We start from the raw sequence: 15,271 nt of genomic DNA on the forward strand, positions 1-15,271 counted from the left end.
CATCGAGCGCTTCTGTCGTTACAGTGCCCCGGAAAAACAAGACCCGATGTTGCGAACTTCTGGTTCAAGACACTAGCCCGGGACCATCTCCTGACATCCGCGTGGGGCGTCCAGATGCCAGCGCCGAAGCAGTGTCAATCGCGGGCTCGTTCAAGCGTGCAAACATTTTGGCGTTCGGCTTCGCGCTATTGATCGGTGGTTTTGGCGTCTTTGGCGGTCTGAAGGCTCCAGCGCCCCTCATCCTGCTTGTCGCCGCTCTTCTCGCCTTCTTTGGCGCACGTAGGTGGCTTGATAGGTCGAGCGATGTCTACAAATTTCGGGACGCAGAGGCAGCCACAAAGCAAAATTGGCTACGCGCCCAGCAGCAATGGGCCGAACGAACCGGCTCCGCCACGTTCGACGCGAAGAAGCAAGAGGTGCTGAAGCTTCGGACCGCTATTGACTATCTCCCGCAAGTACGTGCCTCAAAACTAGATAAGCTCAAGAAGTCGGTGAGGTAGGCGCAGCTCTCACGCTATCTCGACCATTTCGAGATCGACAAGGCAAAATTGGATGGCATCGGCGAAGGGCGGAAACGCACCCTGCAATCCTACGGCATCGAGACCGCTGCTGACCTTCTTGGGCCAGCGGTCGAGTCAGTGCCCGGATTTGGACCGAAGCTGTGTGGCGTTCTGTACTCTTGGCGACAGTCGCTGGAGAAGCGCTTCGTATTCAACGCAGCAACTGGCGTAGATCGCCGTGACATGGACAAGATCGAGCACGAGATTTCCGTCGAGCGTCGGAAGCTAGAGCAAGCCGTCCGGAGCGGCTATGAAGAGCTTCAACAGCTTCACGGAAGGATTCTTCACGCACGGGCCCAATTGCGAGGGCCTGTAGAGGCAGCTTACAAAGCCTATCTTCAAGCGGATGTGAACTATAAAGCGGTGTCCGGCTAGTTCGGTCCTTGTGGCCTACTGCTTCCAGCCAATCACGATACCGTCTTCTAGATAGACTCGATTGCTGAAACGGTTCTTCCCCGTTTGCCCATATTTCCAGGTCTCCTTGGTCTTGGCTTTCTTGACTTCGTAGTCGCGATCCACGGGAGCGCCCCAGGCCTCCACAAGCTGCTCTTCCGTCATTCCCTGCCAGACTTGGCGCGCAATTATCATGTCTGCGATTTGCTCTCCATATTTGGCAACGAGACGCTGCCTGCGAGCCCTGCGCCGCACATTGTTGAGAACAGCTATTCCACCGATGATCGCTCCAACCACAAATAAAATTACCAACAACGGGTTCGCTCCCTCTGAAGTCGGACTCTCGCGAGAGGCCGCCGAAATGTAAGCGCTTAGCGATCACCCTATTGATGCAGGCTTGACGCTTTGCGGAATCGCCATGGCATGAGGTCTTCGATCCTGCTATGGGGATGGCCGTCGATGATCGCCTCGAGTGTTTCGGCGATGTAGGCAGCAGGGTTTACGTCGTTGAGTTTGCAGGTGGCGACGATCGAGGCGAGCAAAGCCCAGTTTTCCGCCCCGATTTCATGTTCGGCGAAGAGCGCATTTTTCCTGGTCAAGCAGATCGGCCGGATGGCGTTCTCGACCGGGTTGGTGTCGAGCTCGAGACGGCCGTCTTCGAGGAAGCGGGTCAGCCCCTGCCAATGATTGAGCGCATAGCGGATATCCTCGGCGAGTGTCGAACCGCTGGAGATCATCGACAGCTGTTTCTCGAACCAGGACCTCAACGCGGCGACCATGGGCAGCGAGTGCTCCTTGCGCGCGGCCAGCCGGATGTCCGGCGATGCACCGCGCGCCATGGCTTCGATGGCGTAAAGCTGGGCGATGTGCCGAATGGCGGCCTCGGCGATCGGCGACTTGCTGTTGCGGGCCAATTTCACAAAGCGCCGGCGCAAATGGCTCCAGCAATGCACGAGCGTCCAAGGCCCTTGCGGTCGAACGACTTCGGTCAGCCGGTCAATACCCGTCGTAGGCATCGCATTGCAGGAAGCTTCCGCCAAAGCCGTCCAGGAACTGCTCCGCGAAGGCGCCGCTGCGACCGGGGGCATATCGGAACAACACGATCGGTGGACTTAGGCCGCTGTGGCCACGGTCGTCTGACGCGATCGCCCAGAAGTAGCCTTTCTTCGTTTGACCTCGCCCCGGATCAAGCACCGGTGCCGTGGTCTCGTCCATGAACAGGCGATCCGCCATGGCCAGGTGGCGGCGCATGTGGTCCGCGATGGGCTGAAGATGGAAGCAGGCGCGGCCGGACCAGTTGCCCAGAGTCGCCCGATGGCGGGGGCAGCATCATGCAGGGCGTGCAGTTCGATAAGAACGGCAGGGTTGAGGGCTATTGGATCAGGCCGTTTGTGCTTGGCAACTTCAGCTCAGCGCCTCAGGCGGTCTTCGTGAAGGCCCGCACATCTTGGGGTCGAACGCGAGTTGGTCATCTTTTTGACCTCATCGTCCCTGGCCAAATCCGGGGCATCTCGCCGCTTGCTGCCGCACTCACGCCTGCGCATTCCAAGTCGACGTTGCGGGAATTTGGCCTGGCTGCCGCGCTCGTGCAAAGCATGGTTGCGGCCACGGTCGAAAGTGACTTGCCCCGCGACGCGGCGCTGAGGACACTCTCGACGGCCGACGCGATGGATACCTAGCGGCTAGACGGCCGATGGCTGCCTTGATCGGTGACCGTCACGTCGATGCCGCACACGTCGAGGACATGTCGCTGGATAAGCTCGCCAGATACGCAGATATGTTCGTTGAATTGGACGCGTACCGCGAGAAGCGACGAAAGCGATAGTGGGGCCGCTCTAGCTGGGCGGCCTTTTCACTTGCACAACATGAGATGGGGCGAGGGTGATGGTGCAGAAAGTCTGTGAGCGTTGTGGCGTTGAGTTTGAGGCTAAGCGACGCGACGTGCGTTTTTGTTCGCGGGTGTGTAAGAGCGCATCCTACCGCGAGGCCAATCGCGAAAAGCTTGCGGCCTACGGCGCCGCTTACTACGCAGCCAACTGCGACAAGCGCGCGACACAGGGGGCTGCATGGGAGAAGGCCAACCGCGACAAGCGTAACACGATCAACGCCAACAGACGCGCCCGCAAGCGCAAGGCAACCGTCCCGCTTACGCAAGATGAAATGGCCCGCATCAAGGCGATCTACGCGGAGGCAGAAACCAAGACGCGAGAGACGGGCACCACCTGGCACGTCGATCACATCTTGCCGCTCTCGAAGGGCGGCTTGCATCACCTAAACAATCTGATCGCAATTCCGGCAGGCATGAACCTGACGAAGCACGATGACTACTGGCCCGATCTGTATGCATTGCAGTGAGGTGGGCCGCACAAAGACAAACGAGGTAACCCTTGTCTAACCCCTCAGTTACAGCAACTATCTCGGCGAACGATCTTGCATCGCCCAAGCTGCGAGAACTCATCGCTACACTCAAACAGGCGGAAAGAGTAGCGAAGGAAGCCTTTAGCGGCGACGGCTTGGGAAAGCACGCCGCTGGACTTAACACTGCCACGGCCGCCGCTCAAAAGCACCTTGGCGTGCTGCACCAAGTACACGCAGCCCACAAAGCAATAGCCGCAACCGTAGCTGGTTACGCAAGCCTCCGCGTCGCACATGCTGGCATAGATACAATCAAGCATGCGATCCCATACCTTCGCGAAGATCAGTCGATCAAGGCGCGCACGGGCTATACCGAGGCCGAAATGGTGCGCCTCCGGAAACAGCAAAACGAGCTTGCAGCGCGTACAGGCGATAAGGTTGAGAGTACGCAGAAGGACCACGAGATATTCGGGCGCCTGCGGTACGACGCAGCTACTAACCTCGCGATCACCGAACCGACCGCAATTGGCGCGAAGGCGATGGGCGTCACTGCCGAACGCAACGCAGAGCTGCAAGAGGCAATGATCTCGCAGTACGGGGTCCACTTCGATAATCCCTCCGATGCGGCACGTAAAGTCAAACACCTGAACGACCTAGCGGCCGTTGCCACTAAGAAGTCCAACATGTCGTTTGAAGACGTGCTCGACTACACCCGCTATTCCGCAGCAGCGGCCCATACGGTCAATGTCTCGCCCGAGCAGAATCTAGCCATGGGCATGGCTCTCCGGCGCAGTGGCATCGTGGGTAGTGAAGGCGGCGTTTTTGCACGCCAGTTTTATGCTAGAATGATGGCCCCGACAGCAAAGGGCCGTGAGGCCGCAGCGCAGAACGGAATCACCCTGGACGAATACTCTTCGCACGGCACTATCTCAGGCGAAGGGCTGTCAGCGTCACTCGCTCGCAAGTTCGGCAAGAGCCTCTCGAAGCAGGCCATCGACACGTTCAACCGCTCCATCGAAGAACAAGGCGATGAGCTGCTGTCTGATCGCGGCAAGTTCGCTGAGGCTGTGGTCAAAGCCCGAACGTCTGATGGCGAAAAGCTCTCAGAGACTGATCGCAAGCACCTGACCAAAACCGCGAACGATTACTTCGACCTGACCAAGGGCGGCATTCGCGGCGGAGATCTGCTTGACAGAATGCTGAGCGCGAATAACCCCATGCTGCTTCAAGCCTTCCTGGGTGACAAACAGGGCGCACGTGCGAACGCGCTGTTGGGTGCACGCCAACAGTATGAAGACGCAAAGAACGATCAGCAACACGCGGACGGTTATTCGCAGAAGGTCTTCGAGGAAATGTCTCAGGGGCTGGCCGCCGCGACGGACAGACTAACCGCTTCGTTCGATGCTCTGCAAAACACTCTCGTGAAGTCTTCAGAGGGCTGGATCACCCCACTTGTGAATGGGGCTACGGCGGTCGCGAATGCGTTCAATACGCTCAGCCCGTCTATGCAGTCCTTTGCCACTCAGTTCGCGGCAGTAGGCACCGCAGTTGCGGGAATTACAGCGGGCGGCATGTTCGTCAAGACGTTCGCAACGCTGACCACGTCAGCGGTCGAAGCGTCTGCGGCCTTGCAGAGATTGGCTGGCAGCGCAGTGATTGCGGGCGGTGCTAACACGGCCGGAGGGGCAGCGGGCGCGGCAGGCGGGTTGATCGGCAAAGCGGGCAAGATCGCTGGCGCGGTCGTACCGGCAACCCTCGTGGCGGCAGGCGTGTATGAGGCCATCCAGTTCATGCAGAGCATTCCGCCTTCAGAAACTAACAGCAACCCGAGAGTTGGGGGCGGCAAAAAGCTGACGTTTACAAACCTCACGGGGATGACCACGGCGCTACCTTGGGAGACCGATTCCGATAACTACAATCCCAGGACTGGCGGCGGGCACAGAGCGCTTAGGACCGATGCGATCTTGCAGCCTGATCTCGGAAGGCTTCCTTCAGGCGACACGGGCGTACAGTCTCAGGGCTGGCAGGATTCCATCATTGCGGGGTCAACTCGGCCCTCGCAGGGTTGGGGTGACGGCAAGGTATCAACGTCGACCGAAGTGCACGGGACCGTGGAAGGTTCGGCCGAGATGCACCAGAACATCACGGTCACAGTCGAGCCGTCCGCATACTTCCGTTGTGACTCGTGCAGAAGCGGCGTCACGCGTTCAACTCAACGGCCAGCTCGGAACGTCAATGCACGGACCTGGCGACAACTCGGTTAAGTCTACACGAGGGCCGCCGACAGGATCACAAGAATGACGATGCTATTTCCACAGTCGTGGCGCGCTGGCATGCAGAGGGTCAGCGCGGCCGTCGACGCGACCATGGGCGAGCCAGTCTTGGTAACGCCCGTTACTCCGGGGAGGCCCAACTTCCCCGGAGACCCTCAGCCTGACAGGGCTGTCCTGGCGGTCGCCGTATTCACAGCCAAGCCTGAAACTGTTGTAATGGGTGAAGGCAAGGTGCACACGCGCGGCCACTCGCTGAGCCCGCTAATCACCACAAGCGTCCCTATCTTCAGTTTCGATCACAAGGCGTTGCCGTGGCCGTTGCTGCCAAGCTATCGCATCACGCTCATCCGCACGGGCGAAGCCTTCGAGGTGACCGACATCAAATCCGACAGCGTCACGCGTATCGAAGTGAAGGTCGTAAGGCTCGGCAGGGGTTTAGAGTGATGGGCGTAGCAAAACTACAGTTCGCACCGCGCACTGCCCCTGTCGAAACTGATTGCCCCGATGTCCTGGCTCACGCGCTTGCGAAGCTTAGGCGATGCGGGGGCGATGCGATCAACGTCCTGCGTCTAACCGATGAGCTTCCTGAGGTGGTGTTGCCGTTCCTTGCTTGGGCGGCTTCACGACGGCAGGACATTCCGGCTCGTGCCATCAGGGTCGTGATGAAATGTTGCGGCGAACCGATGCTTGAAAGAGCGCTCGGCCTTCACAGACTGCGGCGGCTAAAGCAGCGATATGGGGAGGTCAGCGCACCATTCGCACCGCTCTGATCGCTCTGAAAGACTGATAGGGCGGAGGTCGGTGCGGACATCGTCTATGAGGTCTCTTGCGAGACAAGAACATGGCGGTCCGCACCGACGGGGTGTTAAACGACACGAACTCTCGGAAATTGCAAGCCTGATAGGGCTGAGAGGCGTTAAGTCGCTCGGTCTTCCTGACCACCAATCCTGGTAGGTCACTTCGGATAGCTTTCCCGCTAGCCTCCATTGCATCCCGTGGTAACGGGCCTAACGGTCTGAGATTCAGGGCTGGCCACCGAAGTTAGCAGCACGCGATAGTGACCGTGCTTTCCTTTGCTCTCCAGAGGGAGGCTCACGTCGCTTCTGACTTCCCCGGAAGTGCGGATGCGGCAGGGACAGCGCCTTTACCTAAGGCCCCCGGTCGATAAAGGCGCCGAGTCGCATCCACGCTGCTTTCTCACAGACATCGATCTATCACCGAGCGGCGTTAAGTCGCTCAGTGCTGTAAGGTAGGTCGCATTACAAACCTTACAAGTTATGGATGTATTATATCCGAAACTCGCTTTCGGTCAATCCGCAGTATTCCCAGATTGAAGACCTACAGGAAGTCGAGGAATGCTCACGGCCAGTCAGCCGATACCCGGTTGATCCAAAAGACGGAGCACGACGATCATGGCGGTACAATCTGGACTCCAAACGGATGCGGGCGCGCAAAGAACCAAAGTCGTAATTCGGCGCGCGCAAAAACGGAAACCAACGGCACAGGAACTCGCCAACGCATTTTGTTTCGCGACGCGTGTATTTGATGACTGCGACCCGACCACGCGTGTGCGGATTGAGATACGGGATCGTATGGTCAGAACACCCGATTGGCGCTTTTATCTTATAGAAGGTCCCGGCCTTGGACCCGACGCCCGTGAGGTCGTAACGCCTTACAGCCTTGAGGACGTGTTTGCTTGGCTGCAAGATTGCCCGGAGCAGATTGAACGCACCACCGTGGAAGGTGGCTAGATTTGAACGGCCCACACGGGGCGCTTTTCGTTTTATGTATGGCCGCGCAGCCTCGTCAGCTTTTAGTCAGCCAGTGCGGATACGGAGCCCCCGGGTTAGCGGGACGTGGCAGGGACAGCGCGATGGCACCAGAACGGTCAGCGCCGAGTCACGTTTCCGCTAACTTCAAAAATGGCAGTGCGGGCGGGATAGGGACAGCGTCTGATCGAACGCAACCGAACAGCGCCGAGTCTCGCCCGCACTGCCTGCGATCTGAAGGATCGATAGACATCACGGACACTCAGGGAGCGAAAGGAGGTTGTCCGGTTGGATTCCGTCCGCAGCTGTTTTGATGTATTTGTGTCCGTTGTGCGTGGCGACGATGACGCGCGCAGTCTTGCCAGATTCCTCGACGTAGTACTCCCACTCGTGGCTTTCGATGTCTCGGATAGCCTTTTCGACCGATAGCTTCCACCGCGTTCCGTCTGAATTCAGCCCGCCAACATTCTTAACTCTCTCATGTGCGTTGGGTCTGTCGGTCTTGTTTATGCAACGAATGCGCACGCGTTTTGCCATGCGGGTGTCTCCCATTTCTGCACGCTGTCGGACCAGCTTAGAGCGTGTCTGACGACGTGGGGCCGACCGATTCTGGTAGTTGTGCCGGGGGCTTTCCCCGATGAATGTATCCCACCGCGAGCTTCTTCCGCTGCTTTGAGGCTGGCGCGGTGGAGTTAGCGGCGCGCGTGGTAGGGACAGCGCTTTTCGTATGCACGGGCGCCGAGTCACGTGGCCGCTAACTTCTACCAAGGATGATCCGAGCGGGTGGTGTTCACCAGAGGTTATGCCGATGACCGGGTGTTCAATACTTCGTCACGCGCTACAAGGGTCAATGGGCTGTTTCGCTCAAGGATGTGTACTCGGGCCGGCCCATATGCCACTGAGCAAGAGGCCATCGGTGTCGCAGTGGAAAACGCCCACGAGCAGGGGCAGGCAGGAAACGACGCGCAGGTTCTAGTCCAAGGCCACGACAAAAGGTTCAGAAGCGAGTGGGTATATGGGCGCGACCCTTACCCACCAACTTAAGTCGGGCGGCCCCAACGGATGCACACATTCGAGCGGCACATCTCGTCCCTACGCTCACAGGCGCTTGCGGTGCTTGCAGCCAATCAGGCCCGTGCGGCCGATCAGTCTTTGAGCATGAGCAGATGGCAACTGTGCCTGACGCGCAAGCGGGAGAACTACCCGCCAATGACGCGCCCGCCTAGCGATAGCTTGAATGCACCCGCGCCTTGAGTATCTCGGTCAACTCAGCCAAATTTAGTCTTCGATTGTGGAGCCTATCACGGATCGGCTCGAACACACGGTACATGCGCCTGTACGCGTCAACTGAGTGACTATGCGAATTGAGATTGCGCCCCTTGAAGTAATCGAAGCGATGCCGCATGTCGTTCAACATGTAACTGGCAACGTGGTAGTGCGGCTCGTTGTTCGCATCGAACCCCGGGAATTTGACGTCCGTTCCGAAAGGCTCTGCATCTCTCTCTAGCTGCTTCTTTTCGGCTGGCTCCAATGCCTCATAGCTTTCCTCCAAGAAAATCCACATGTCGAGGAAGTCTGTCGTTTCCCGCACTTCCGATGGGTCCTCGGCAGCCTCGAACGGAATTCCGGAAAGCTCCCAGTTGAAGCCCCATAGCTGATCTTTGAAGATCGTGTTGGAGATGAAATCCGGGTCGATCTCACCTTTGATCTTCATCGCTTTGTAGATGTCGGCAAGCATGAGGAGGATTAGCTTCTCGCCGTCTGATAACTTCATAGATCGCTCCCGGTCTATATGGGCCATCTATTCTGCACAATCAGAGCGTGCGGTACAACAGCGACATGTGGTAGGGGCGAGTTGAGAAGTCCGATGCTGGGGCTATTTAATAGACAGATTCCGAAAAACCGTGCGACTACAGGGCTGATGCTTGTCGCCCCTGAAGGTCTGCCGATGGTCAGAACGGAAAGCCCCAATCAATCCGCGTTCACGCGCCCTCGCAGGGGCTTGCGCCGTGAAGACGCTGCGTTCTACGTCGGGGTGTCTCCGTCCACATCGACAAGTGGGTTGAGGACGGCACCATGCCCAAGCCCATCAGGCGAGGCGGCGTTGTTCTGTGGGACATGAGGCTGATCGACCGTGCGTTCGAAGTCCTCTCGGGCGATGCGGAAGACGCGAACTCGTGGGCTAGTGTGAGCCTAACGCGGCAATAGCCTGCTTGGCGAGCAGCCTTTGCTCCGCAGCCTTCGTGTACCGTTCCAGCTCTTTCAAGCTGTCGTGGCCCGTGATGCTGGCAATCACCTTCAGCGATAAGCCCAGCTCGGCAAGTCGACGGGCCGCCGCGAAGCGCAATGTGTGGGGACTGCATTGCGTCGTGATCCCGGCTGCTTTGCCCCAGGCTGAGAACTTGCCGGTAAACGACTTGTCGCTGTAAGGCTTTCCGCGTTCAGTCAGGATGAATGCGGGCGCATCGGCTGAAATCTTGCAGGCCTTCAGTGCGGCCGCGAGTTGCGCAGCTAGTGGGATTTCCAGCTCTTTGCCGGTTTTGTTCTGGCGGACTTCGATGCTGCAATCGGTCAGGTTATCGAGATCGAATTTGCCGCCGACCACGCTGTGAGGTCCAAGCCTGACCGCATCGCCGCGCCGCTGGCCGGTGTAGAGCAGTACGGTCATGGCGACATGCTGCCGAGTGCCGAGGGGCCACCGCGCGAAGAACTTGGCAATGTTGGTTTCCGATAGCGTGTCCCAGCCTTTCTTCGCGCCCTTCGGTCGACGCTTCTTTCTGATGTCCTTGGCCGGATTGTCCTTCCGGTATTTGTGATCCTTGGCGAACGCCATGAGCAGCCGGAAGATTCGCCGCGTACTGTTCCCGGCCTCGATGCCGCCCTCAGCGGCCCGTTCGTCGACCATGCGCTGAATGTCGTCTTCCGTGATCTTGGCGACGGGCAGGCTTCCAGCGGCCACTTCAAGCCGGGCGAACAGGCGGGTGTAGTTGTCTTGAGTTACCTGCCCCAGCTCGGGAAACTTGGACTTTTTGTAGTGCCGGATCAGGGCCGCCATACTGCCAGCGGGGACGGTTTTGATGGGCGTGCGCGGCTTGCCCGGTTCGGGAGGGCTTTTCGCCTGACCGGCCTTGGTGCCCGTCTCTAGGGCGGTTGCGTAGGCCCGCATGAACTCTTCCGACCAGGGCAGACCTGGCAGGGTGGCGCGCGGTACTCCTTTCTTGCGGACGTAGTGGCGCGGGTGGCCGTGGCTGTCTAAAAAGCCTTGGACGTACCGGGAAGTCTGCGACGGTTCTGCATGCCTGAGCATGGGGGAACGGGGCCGGAACTGTCAAGGCGGTCATTCCCTTGGGCGATCAGTTGACGCTCAGACCAAAAACACAAATGAAATCAACGTGCTTTTTTGGTCTTGGCGCTCCCTAGGGGAATCGAACCCCTGTTTCAGCCTTGAGAGGGCAGCGTTAAGAATGCAGAACAACTGCTTCGTGGCTACCTCATCGGCAACTGATAAGGTTTCTGTCAAAAGCTTATCAGTACTGCGCCTTCTGAGGGGTTGTCCCGATCGCTGTTGAACTAGGTCGGATCGACGTTGCCGGAATGAATGTTACGCGGGCCTCGTGACGTGGGCAGCGGGGTTGATCGTCCGGATGCTTGTTGCCTTCGCCGTCAACCCCGATCGCGGCGACCAGCACGAGATCGTCGCCGAGATGCAGCCCGTCGATTTGGACCACCAGAAGGTCGAGCGCGGACAGATCGGCAGCCATGAAGTCGGCCAGCCGCGCCGCCGACAGCGCTACGAACCTCCGCGAGGCCGCCGACTTCGAAACCCCCGATCCGGGCGATGCCGGCACGTCACCCTCGGGCAACCGGACAGCGCGGCCGAACCGGCGCGTCGACACATTGATCAGCATCAGGTTCATCGCCCAGCGACCGAGCCAATCCTCCTCCGCCGCCGTTTCCCAGCTCGGGATCGTGACCTCGCGGCCGTCCACGCCCCGGACCCGCGGGCGCTCGAGCTCGATCTTGCCGCCGTGGAAGCCGATCCGTCCCCGCGTTCGGCCCCAACGGTGCGCCCGCCGCGCCGCATCGCGACCGTGGCGCGGCCCGCAGGCCGCCGTCACATCCGCCTCCATCATCGTGCCGAGCGCCTCGATCCCCGCCGCAAGGCAGAACCGATCAAAGCTCGCCCGCACTTCTGCAAACGCTTCGTCCACAGCCCCGGTCGCCGGCGAACCAGCCGATGTGATATCTCTCGTCATGGCGTTGCTCTCCTTTGTGGAATCAGCACCCCGAGCCTACCGGCTCAAGGTGGGCAACGCCGACCTCTTCAGAAATTCAACAGAACCCGGGACATCCCCGGCTCCCTCCTCTCTTGTTTACATAATGATTTACAACATCGAGTAATCTCGCCTCGCGAGCTATCCAGATCGCACTCTTAAGCAAACTCTCAAAGCCTCATCAGTCGCCGAGCACCTCTCATCCGGATGCGCTGATCTCTTCTGAAAGGTCATCGCGTCCAACGAACTGATAAGCATTTATTATGTTGCGTCGATCGGCCGAACGGCTAGAATCTAGCATTCGGTTTGATCGAGATGGCAGGCAAGCAAGCCAAGATCTTTTCTGATCAAGCGGCGCGAGACTTGCTCTTCTTCGCCGGCACGACCCGGCACCCGGATAGAAATCGCGTTATCGTTCTCTTGTCGCTGAAGGCAGGCTTGCGCGCCGCCGAGATTGCCAAGTTGACATGGGATATGGTTGAAGGCGCCGAAGGCGAGATTGGCGCGACAATCGAGGTACGGGACAGCGTCGCAAAGCGGCGACACGGCCGCCGAATCCCGGTCCAACAGGATCTGCGACAGGCACTCATCGCGTTACGAAAGCTATCTCCGGGAAACGGACCAATCGCGCGATCGGAACGCGGCGGACCGATGACGCCACTGAGCATCATGGTCTGGTTCAATCGCGCATTTCAAGCGATTGGCCTCAGCGGCTGCTCCTCTCATTCAGGACGGCGAACCTTTATTACGCGAGCCGCACGGCTCGTTCACAAGGCCGGCGGCTCCTTAAGGGATGTCCAGCTCCTGGCCGGCCACTGTTCGATCCAAACGACCGAGCGGTATATTGACGGCGACAGCGACGCCCAGAGGAGGCTGGTATCTTTGATTTAGCGAAGTCCCGATCATTGGCAGTGCCGGCGCAACCCTGCCGCCCGACCGGAGCGGCGGTCAGATCCGCCGCCAGCTTGATCGGCGCCATTTGCCGAAATGGCACTGGCCTGCCCTCGTTGGCGCCTCAGATCAGCGTCAGCTCACCAGATCCGGACCTCCACCAGATCGTGCGCGCTCGAAACACACCGCCGCTATTTGACTGGATGGTCGAGACCTTCAGCTTCCAGGGGATTTCGGACAGGGTGGCCGCGTCTTATCTTCACGCCCATGGCGGCATCACCTGGCATGAGATCAGCCAAATGGTGCGTGATCCCGCTTGCCCCCTGTTAGACAGTTATTGGACCTACGAGAGCTGCCGGTACGACAAGACTCGGCGCACGTGCAGCCACCCGCGCTACATCCGCCGGTGCCCCGTTCCCAAGGCTCCACTGAGAAATGGTCATCTCAACCAGACCGCGTTCAGCTTCTTTCTGTTTGTCAGAGATGTCGCCGATTCCGATCTTTTTGGGTGGATCGATGACCAGCTCGCGGCGACGGGCGAACTGGGCGATCGGTCCGCTCAAGAGGCGTTAGTGGGTCCGACCCGTCATGTTTTTGGAGTTTCGGACAAGGTTCTGACGATGACGCTTTCATCCGTTTTGATGGCGGATCGCGAGGCCCGTCCTGATTGGTATGCAGTGGGGAGTGCCATGATCGTCGTGGATCGGCTGGTTCACAACTTTCTGGTCCGAACCGGGATTTTGGCGCAACTTGGCATGGTTCACCCTTACGGTCCCCGTTGCTATGCCGACGGCGGCTGCGCCGAGGTCTTGCGGCGCGTCTCGGCGCAGATCGACGCGCGCCAGTTTGATCCTGATTTTCCGGCGGATTTTCCGCGCTTTGTTCAGCACGCTCTTTGGCATTACTGCGCTGCTGACGGTTTGAACGTCTGCAACGGCAACAATATTGATGATCGCAAGTCATGCGATCTATCGTCGTGTAATTGTTCACAGTAATTGCGTCAAAAAAGCGCTAAAATTACAGTAATCATCTTCTATTTTTGCGCAGTTTTTCTGCAATTAAAGTATTGAAGTCGTTGCGTTTTTGACGCCTACGCTTTATTATACTTACGACGAGATTGTTTGAATACTCTTCTCGTCTTCAGCAAAGGAGTCGTCCAATGACAAGACCGCCGTTGCCGGGACCGTCCCGCAGGACCAGCGACAACGCCGTTTCAGAAAGGGGCCCAAATCGGGCCCCTTCGGCTTTTCAGGAGGGCAAAATTGCTGATTCCGATGATCTCGCCCGGGTGTACCGATTTGATCTCGCCCAGGATTCCGAGATGATCTCGCCCACCATTCCGATTTGATGTCGCCCGGGGCGCGAGGCGTTCTGGCTGTCTGGTTTCTGGCATCGGCGAAGCCGCGTGGTCAATCTTGAATCGCGGCTCGACGGGTTGGTTTTTCTGTTGCTCCTGCTGTGATGGGGTGGACGCCCCCTCGACGGCATGGATATGCCAAAGTGAAGGGTGTTGAACAGCCATCACGAGAGAGGAAGCGTCCGTGAACGAAGTTAGCGCGATTGGACTAGATTTAGCGAAGTATGTCTTTCAGGCCCATGGAGCCGATGCCACCGGAAAGGTCGTTTTTCGCAAACAGCTGCGCCGGAACAAGCTGCTGGCATTCTTTGCCGAGCAGCCGGCTTGCCTCGTGGCGATGGAAGCCTGCTCGGGCGCGCATTACTGGGCTCGTGAGATTGGCAAGCACGGCCATGAAGTGCGGCTAATCCCACCGGCTTACGTGAAGCCCTTCGTCAAGCGGCAGAAGAACGACATGGCCGATGCAGAGGCGATCTGTGAAGCAGCGCAGAGGCCGACCATGCGTTTCGTTCCCGTCAAGAGTGAAGAGCAGCAAGCGAGCGCGGTGGTGTTTCGGACCCGCGACCTGCTGATCCGGCAGCGGACCCAGGCGATCAATGCTTTGCGTGGTCATCTCGCCGAATACGGGGTGATCATGGCAAAGGGCACGGCCCATGTCGGAGAGCTTGTCGAGCGCGCAAGGGATCCAAAAACCAATGTGCCCGAAGCGGCACGGTTCGTACTCGACATCTTGATCAAGACGATGGAGACGCTGGAAATGCAGATCAAGAAACTCGACAGCGAGATCACCCGTCGCGCCCGAAAAGAAAAAGATCCCCGCCGTTTGATGACAATCCCAGGCGTAGGACCAATGACGGCGACGGCGTTGCTTGCCCTTGCGCCTGCCGCCGGAAGCTTCCGGAGCGGACGCGACTTCGCCGCATGGCTGGGGTTGACCCCGTTGCAGCGGTCCACGGGCGGCAAACAGAAGCTGGGTGCGACGTCGAAAATGGGGGAGCGAACGTTGCGACGGTTACTTATCATCGGCGCGACTGCGGTCGTGCAGCAGGCACGGCGGCGAGGCACTTCACCGTCATCGTGGCTCGGGCGCATGATTGCCCGCAAGCCACCTATGCTGGTAGCCACCGCTCTTGCCAACAAGATGGCCCGCGTCGTCTGGGCTCTGATGGCCAACGGTGGGGTCTATAAAGCTCCGGCTGTGGCGGCATAGCCGTCCGGTCAGAGGTCGTCGAGATGTAGGAAGGTCAAACGGAAGGTATGGCGCAACAGTCGAGAGACGGGGTTGGGAAAACCAGTACATGCCCAAGTGCTATCCAAGCACGCCGCTGTGATTTGGACCTGATCCGCGAACTCCCATACGGGCCCGCGACAAATGACGGTCGCATTAAAGGCCGGACAG

General features: G+C 58.8%; 14 protein-coding genes, 1 tRNA gene and 2 pseudogenes. 10 read left to right on the plus strand and 7 right to left on the minus strand.

Features of this window, described 5'->3' with window-relative positions:
* Both XI03_RS09965 and XI03_RS09970 read left to right on the plus strand, forming a co-directional pair.
* The coding region (locus XI03_RS09965) for a hypothetical protein (protein ID WP_271592024.1) at positions 1 to 500 on the plus strand (500 nt) is incomplete at its 5' end.
* A 48-nt stretch (positions 501 to 548) separates the two neighbouring features.
* Entirely contained in the window at positions 549 to 935 is a 387-nt protein-coding gene (locus tag XI03_RS09970; protein ID WP_271592025.1) for a hypothetical protein, read from the plus strand.
* A 15-nt stretch (positions 936 to 950) separates the two neighbouring features.
* On the opposite strand, the gene XI03_RS09975 is transcribed toward XI03_RS09970, so the two are convergent.
* Together XI03_RS09975 and tnpC are read right to left on the minus strand one after the other, a co-directional pair.
* A complete protein-coding gene (locus XI03_RS09975) occupies positions 951 to 1,268 on the minus strand; it encodes a hypothetical protein (RefSeq protein WP_271592026.1) in 318 nt (105 codons plus the stop codon).
* A gap of 68 nt (positions 1,269 to 1,336) precedes the next feature.
* Positions 1,337 to 2,267, minus strand: a pseudogene (gene tnpC / locus XI03_RS09980) (IS66 family transposase); the annotation flags it as partial.
* A gap of 14 nt (positions 2,268 to 2,281) precedes the next feature.
* On the opposite strand from tnpC, the gene XI03_RS09990 reads away from it, so the two are divergent.
* The 5 genes from XI03_RS09990 (at position 2,282) to XI03_RS10010 (ending at position 7,332) form a co-directional block, all read left to right on the plus strand.
* Positions 2,282 to 2,632 (plus strand): phage portal protein, encoded by a 351-nt coding sequence (locus XI03_RS09990; protein ID WP_271592064.1) that lies wholly within the window; start codon positions 2,282 to 2,284, stop codon positions 2,630 to 2,632.
* Between the two features lie 205 nt (positions 2,633 to 2,837).
* A complete protein-coding gene (locus XI03_RS09995) occupies positions 2,838 to 3,308 on the plus strand; it encodes an HNH endonuclease (protein ID WP_271592028.1) in 471 nt (156 codons plus the stop codon).
* Between the two features lie 32 nt (positions 3,309 to 3,340).
* Positions 3,341 to 5,572 (plus strand): phage tail tape measure protein, encoded by a 2,232-nt coding sequence (locus XI03_RS10000; RefSeq protein WP_271592029.1) that lies wholly within the window; start codon positions 3,341 to 3,343, stop codon positions 5,570 to 5,572.
* 33 nt (positions 5,573 to 5,605) lie between these two features.
* On the plus strand, positions 5,606 to 6,025 hold the full coding sequence (locus XI03_RS10005) for a hypothetical protein (protein WP_271592030.1): 420 nt from the start codon (positions 5,606 to 5,608) through the stop codon (positions 6,023 to 6,025).
* A gap of 968 nt (positions 6,026 to 6,993) precedes the next feature.
* The gene (locus tag XI03_RS10010; protein ID WP_271592031.1) at positions 6,994 to 7,332 is read left to right on the plus strand and encodes a hypothetical protein; all 339 of its coding nucleotides are present in this window, start codon (positions 6,994 to 6,996) and stop codon (positions 7,330 to 7,332) included.
* A 270-nt stretch (positions 7,333 to 7,602) separates the two neighbouring features.
* On the opposite strand, the gene XI03_RS10015 is transcribed toward XI03_RS10010, so the two are convergent.
* From XI03_RS10015 to XI03_RS10040, 5 genes and pseudogenes are all read right to left on the minus strand, one after another.
* Entirely contained in the window at positions 7,603 to 7,887 is a 285-nt protein-coding gene (locus XI03_RS10015) for a DUF3892 domain-containing protein (protein ID WP_271592032.1), read from the minus strand.
* 685 nt (positions 7,888 to 8,572) lie between these two features.
* Positions 8,573 to 9,124, minus strand: a complete 552-nt coding sequence (locus tag XI03_RS10020) for a YfbU family protein (RefSeq protein WP_271592033.1) — start codon at positions 9,122 to 9,124, stop codon at positions 8,573 to 8,575.
* A gap of 408 nt (positions 9,125 to 9,532) precedes the next feature.
* Positions 9,533 to 10,516 carry a tyrosine-type recombinase/integrase gene (locus XI03_RS10030; RefSeq protein ID WP_271592034.1) on the minus strand — a complete coding sequence of 328 codons (984 nt, stop codon included), beginning with the start codon at positions 10,514 to 10,516 and terminating at the stop codon, positions 9,533 to 9,535.
* A 241-nt stretch (positions 10,517 to 10,757) separates the two neighbouring features.
* Positions 10,758 to 10,827: transfer RNA gene (locus XI03_RS10035), tRNA-Glu, on the minus strand.
* A 164-nt stretch (positions 10,828 to 10,991) separates the two neighbouring features.
* Positions 10,992 to 11,606 (minus strand): annotated as a pseudogene (locus XI03_RS10040) (IS256 family transposase); the annotation flags it as partial.
* Between the two features lie 333 nt (positions 11,607 to 11,939).
* Between XI03_RS10040 and XI03_RS10045 the strand changes: the two are divergent.
* From XI03_RS10045 to XI03_RS10055, 3 genes are all read left to right on the plus strand, one after another.
* Positions 11,940 to 12,515: a tyrosine-type recombinase/integrase gene (locus XI03_RS10045; RefSeq protein ID WP_271592035.1), complete on the plus strand. Its 576-nt coding sequence runs from the start codon at positions 11,940 to 11,942 to the stop codon at positions 12,513 to 12,515.
* Between the two features lie 74 nt (positions 12,516 to 12,589).
* Positions 12,590 to 13,510 carry a hypothetical protein gene (locus XI03_RS10050; RefSeq protein WP_271592036.1) on the plus strand — a complete coding sequence of 307 codons (921 nt, stop codon included), beginning with the start codon at positions 12,590 to 12,592 and terminating at the stop codon, positions 13,508 to 13,510.
* A gap of 546 nt (positions 13,511 to 14,056) precedes the next feature.
* On the plus strand, positions 14,057 to 15,082 hold the full coding sequence (locus XI03_RS10055; RefSeq protein ID WP_271592037.1) for an IS110 family transposase: 1,026 nt from the start codon (positions 14,057 to 14,059) through the stop codon (positions 15,080 to 15,082).
* The last annotated feature ends 189 nt before the right edge of the window (positions 15,083 to 15,271 follow it).

This window comes from Bradyrhizobium sp. CCBAU 65884 (assembly GCF_028128835.1).
Lineage (GTDB): Bacteria > Pseudomonadota > Alphaproteobacteria > Rhizobiales > Xanthobacteraceae > Bradyrhizobium > Bradyrhizobium ottawaense.

Excerpts from the sequence above, each read along its gene's own strand:
- XI03_RS09995 (WP_271592028.1), top strand. The coding sequence starts at position 2,838 with ATGGTGCAGAAAGTCTGTGAGCGTTGTGGCGTTGAGTTTGAGGCTAAG.
- XI03_RS10005 (WP_271592030.1), top strand. The coding sequence starts at position 5,606 with ATGACGATGCTATTTCCACAGTCGTGGCGCGCTGGCATGCAGAGGGTC.
- XI03_RS10010 (WP_271592031.1), top strand. The coding sequence starts at position 6,994 with ATGGCGGTACAATCTGGACTCCAAACGGATGCGGGCGCGCAAAGAACC.
- XI03_RS10015 (WP_271592032.1), bottom strand. The coding sequence starts at position 7,887 with ATGGCAAAACGCGTGCGCATTCGTTGCATAAACAAGACCGACAGACCC.
- XI03_RS10020 (WP_271592033.1), bottom strand. The coding sequence starts at position 9,124 with ATGAAGTTATCAGACGGCGAGAAGCTAATCCTCCTCATGCTTGCCGAC.
- XI03_RS10030 (WP_271592034.1), bottom strand. The coding sequence starts at position 10,516 with ATGCGGGCCTACGCAACCGCCCTAGAGACGGGCACCAAGGCCGGTCAG.
- XI03_RS10045 (WP_271592035.1), top strand. The coding sequence starts at position 11,940 with ATGGCAGGCAAGCAAGCCAAGATCTTTTCTGATCAAGCGGCGCGAGAC.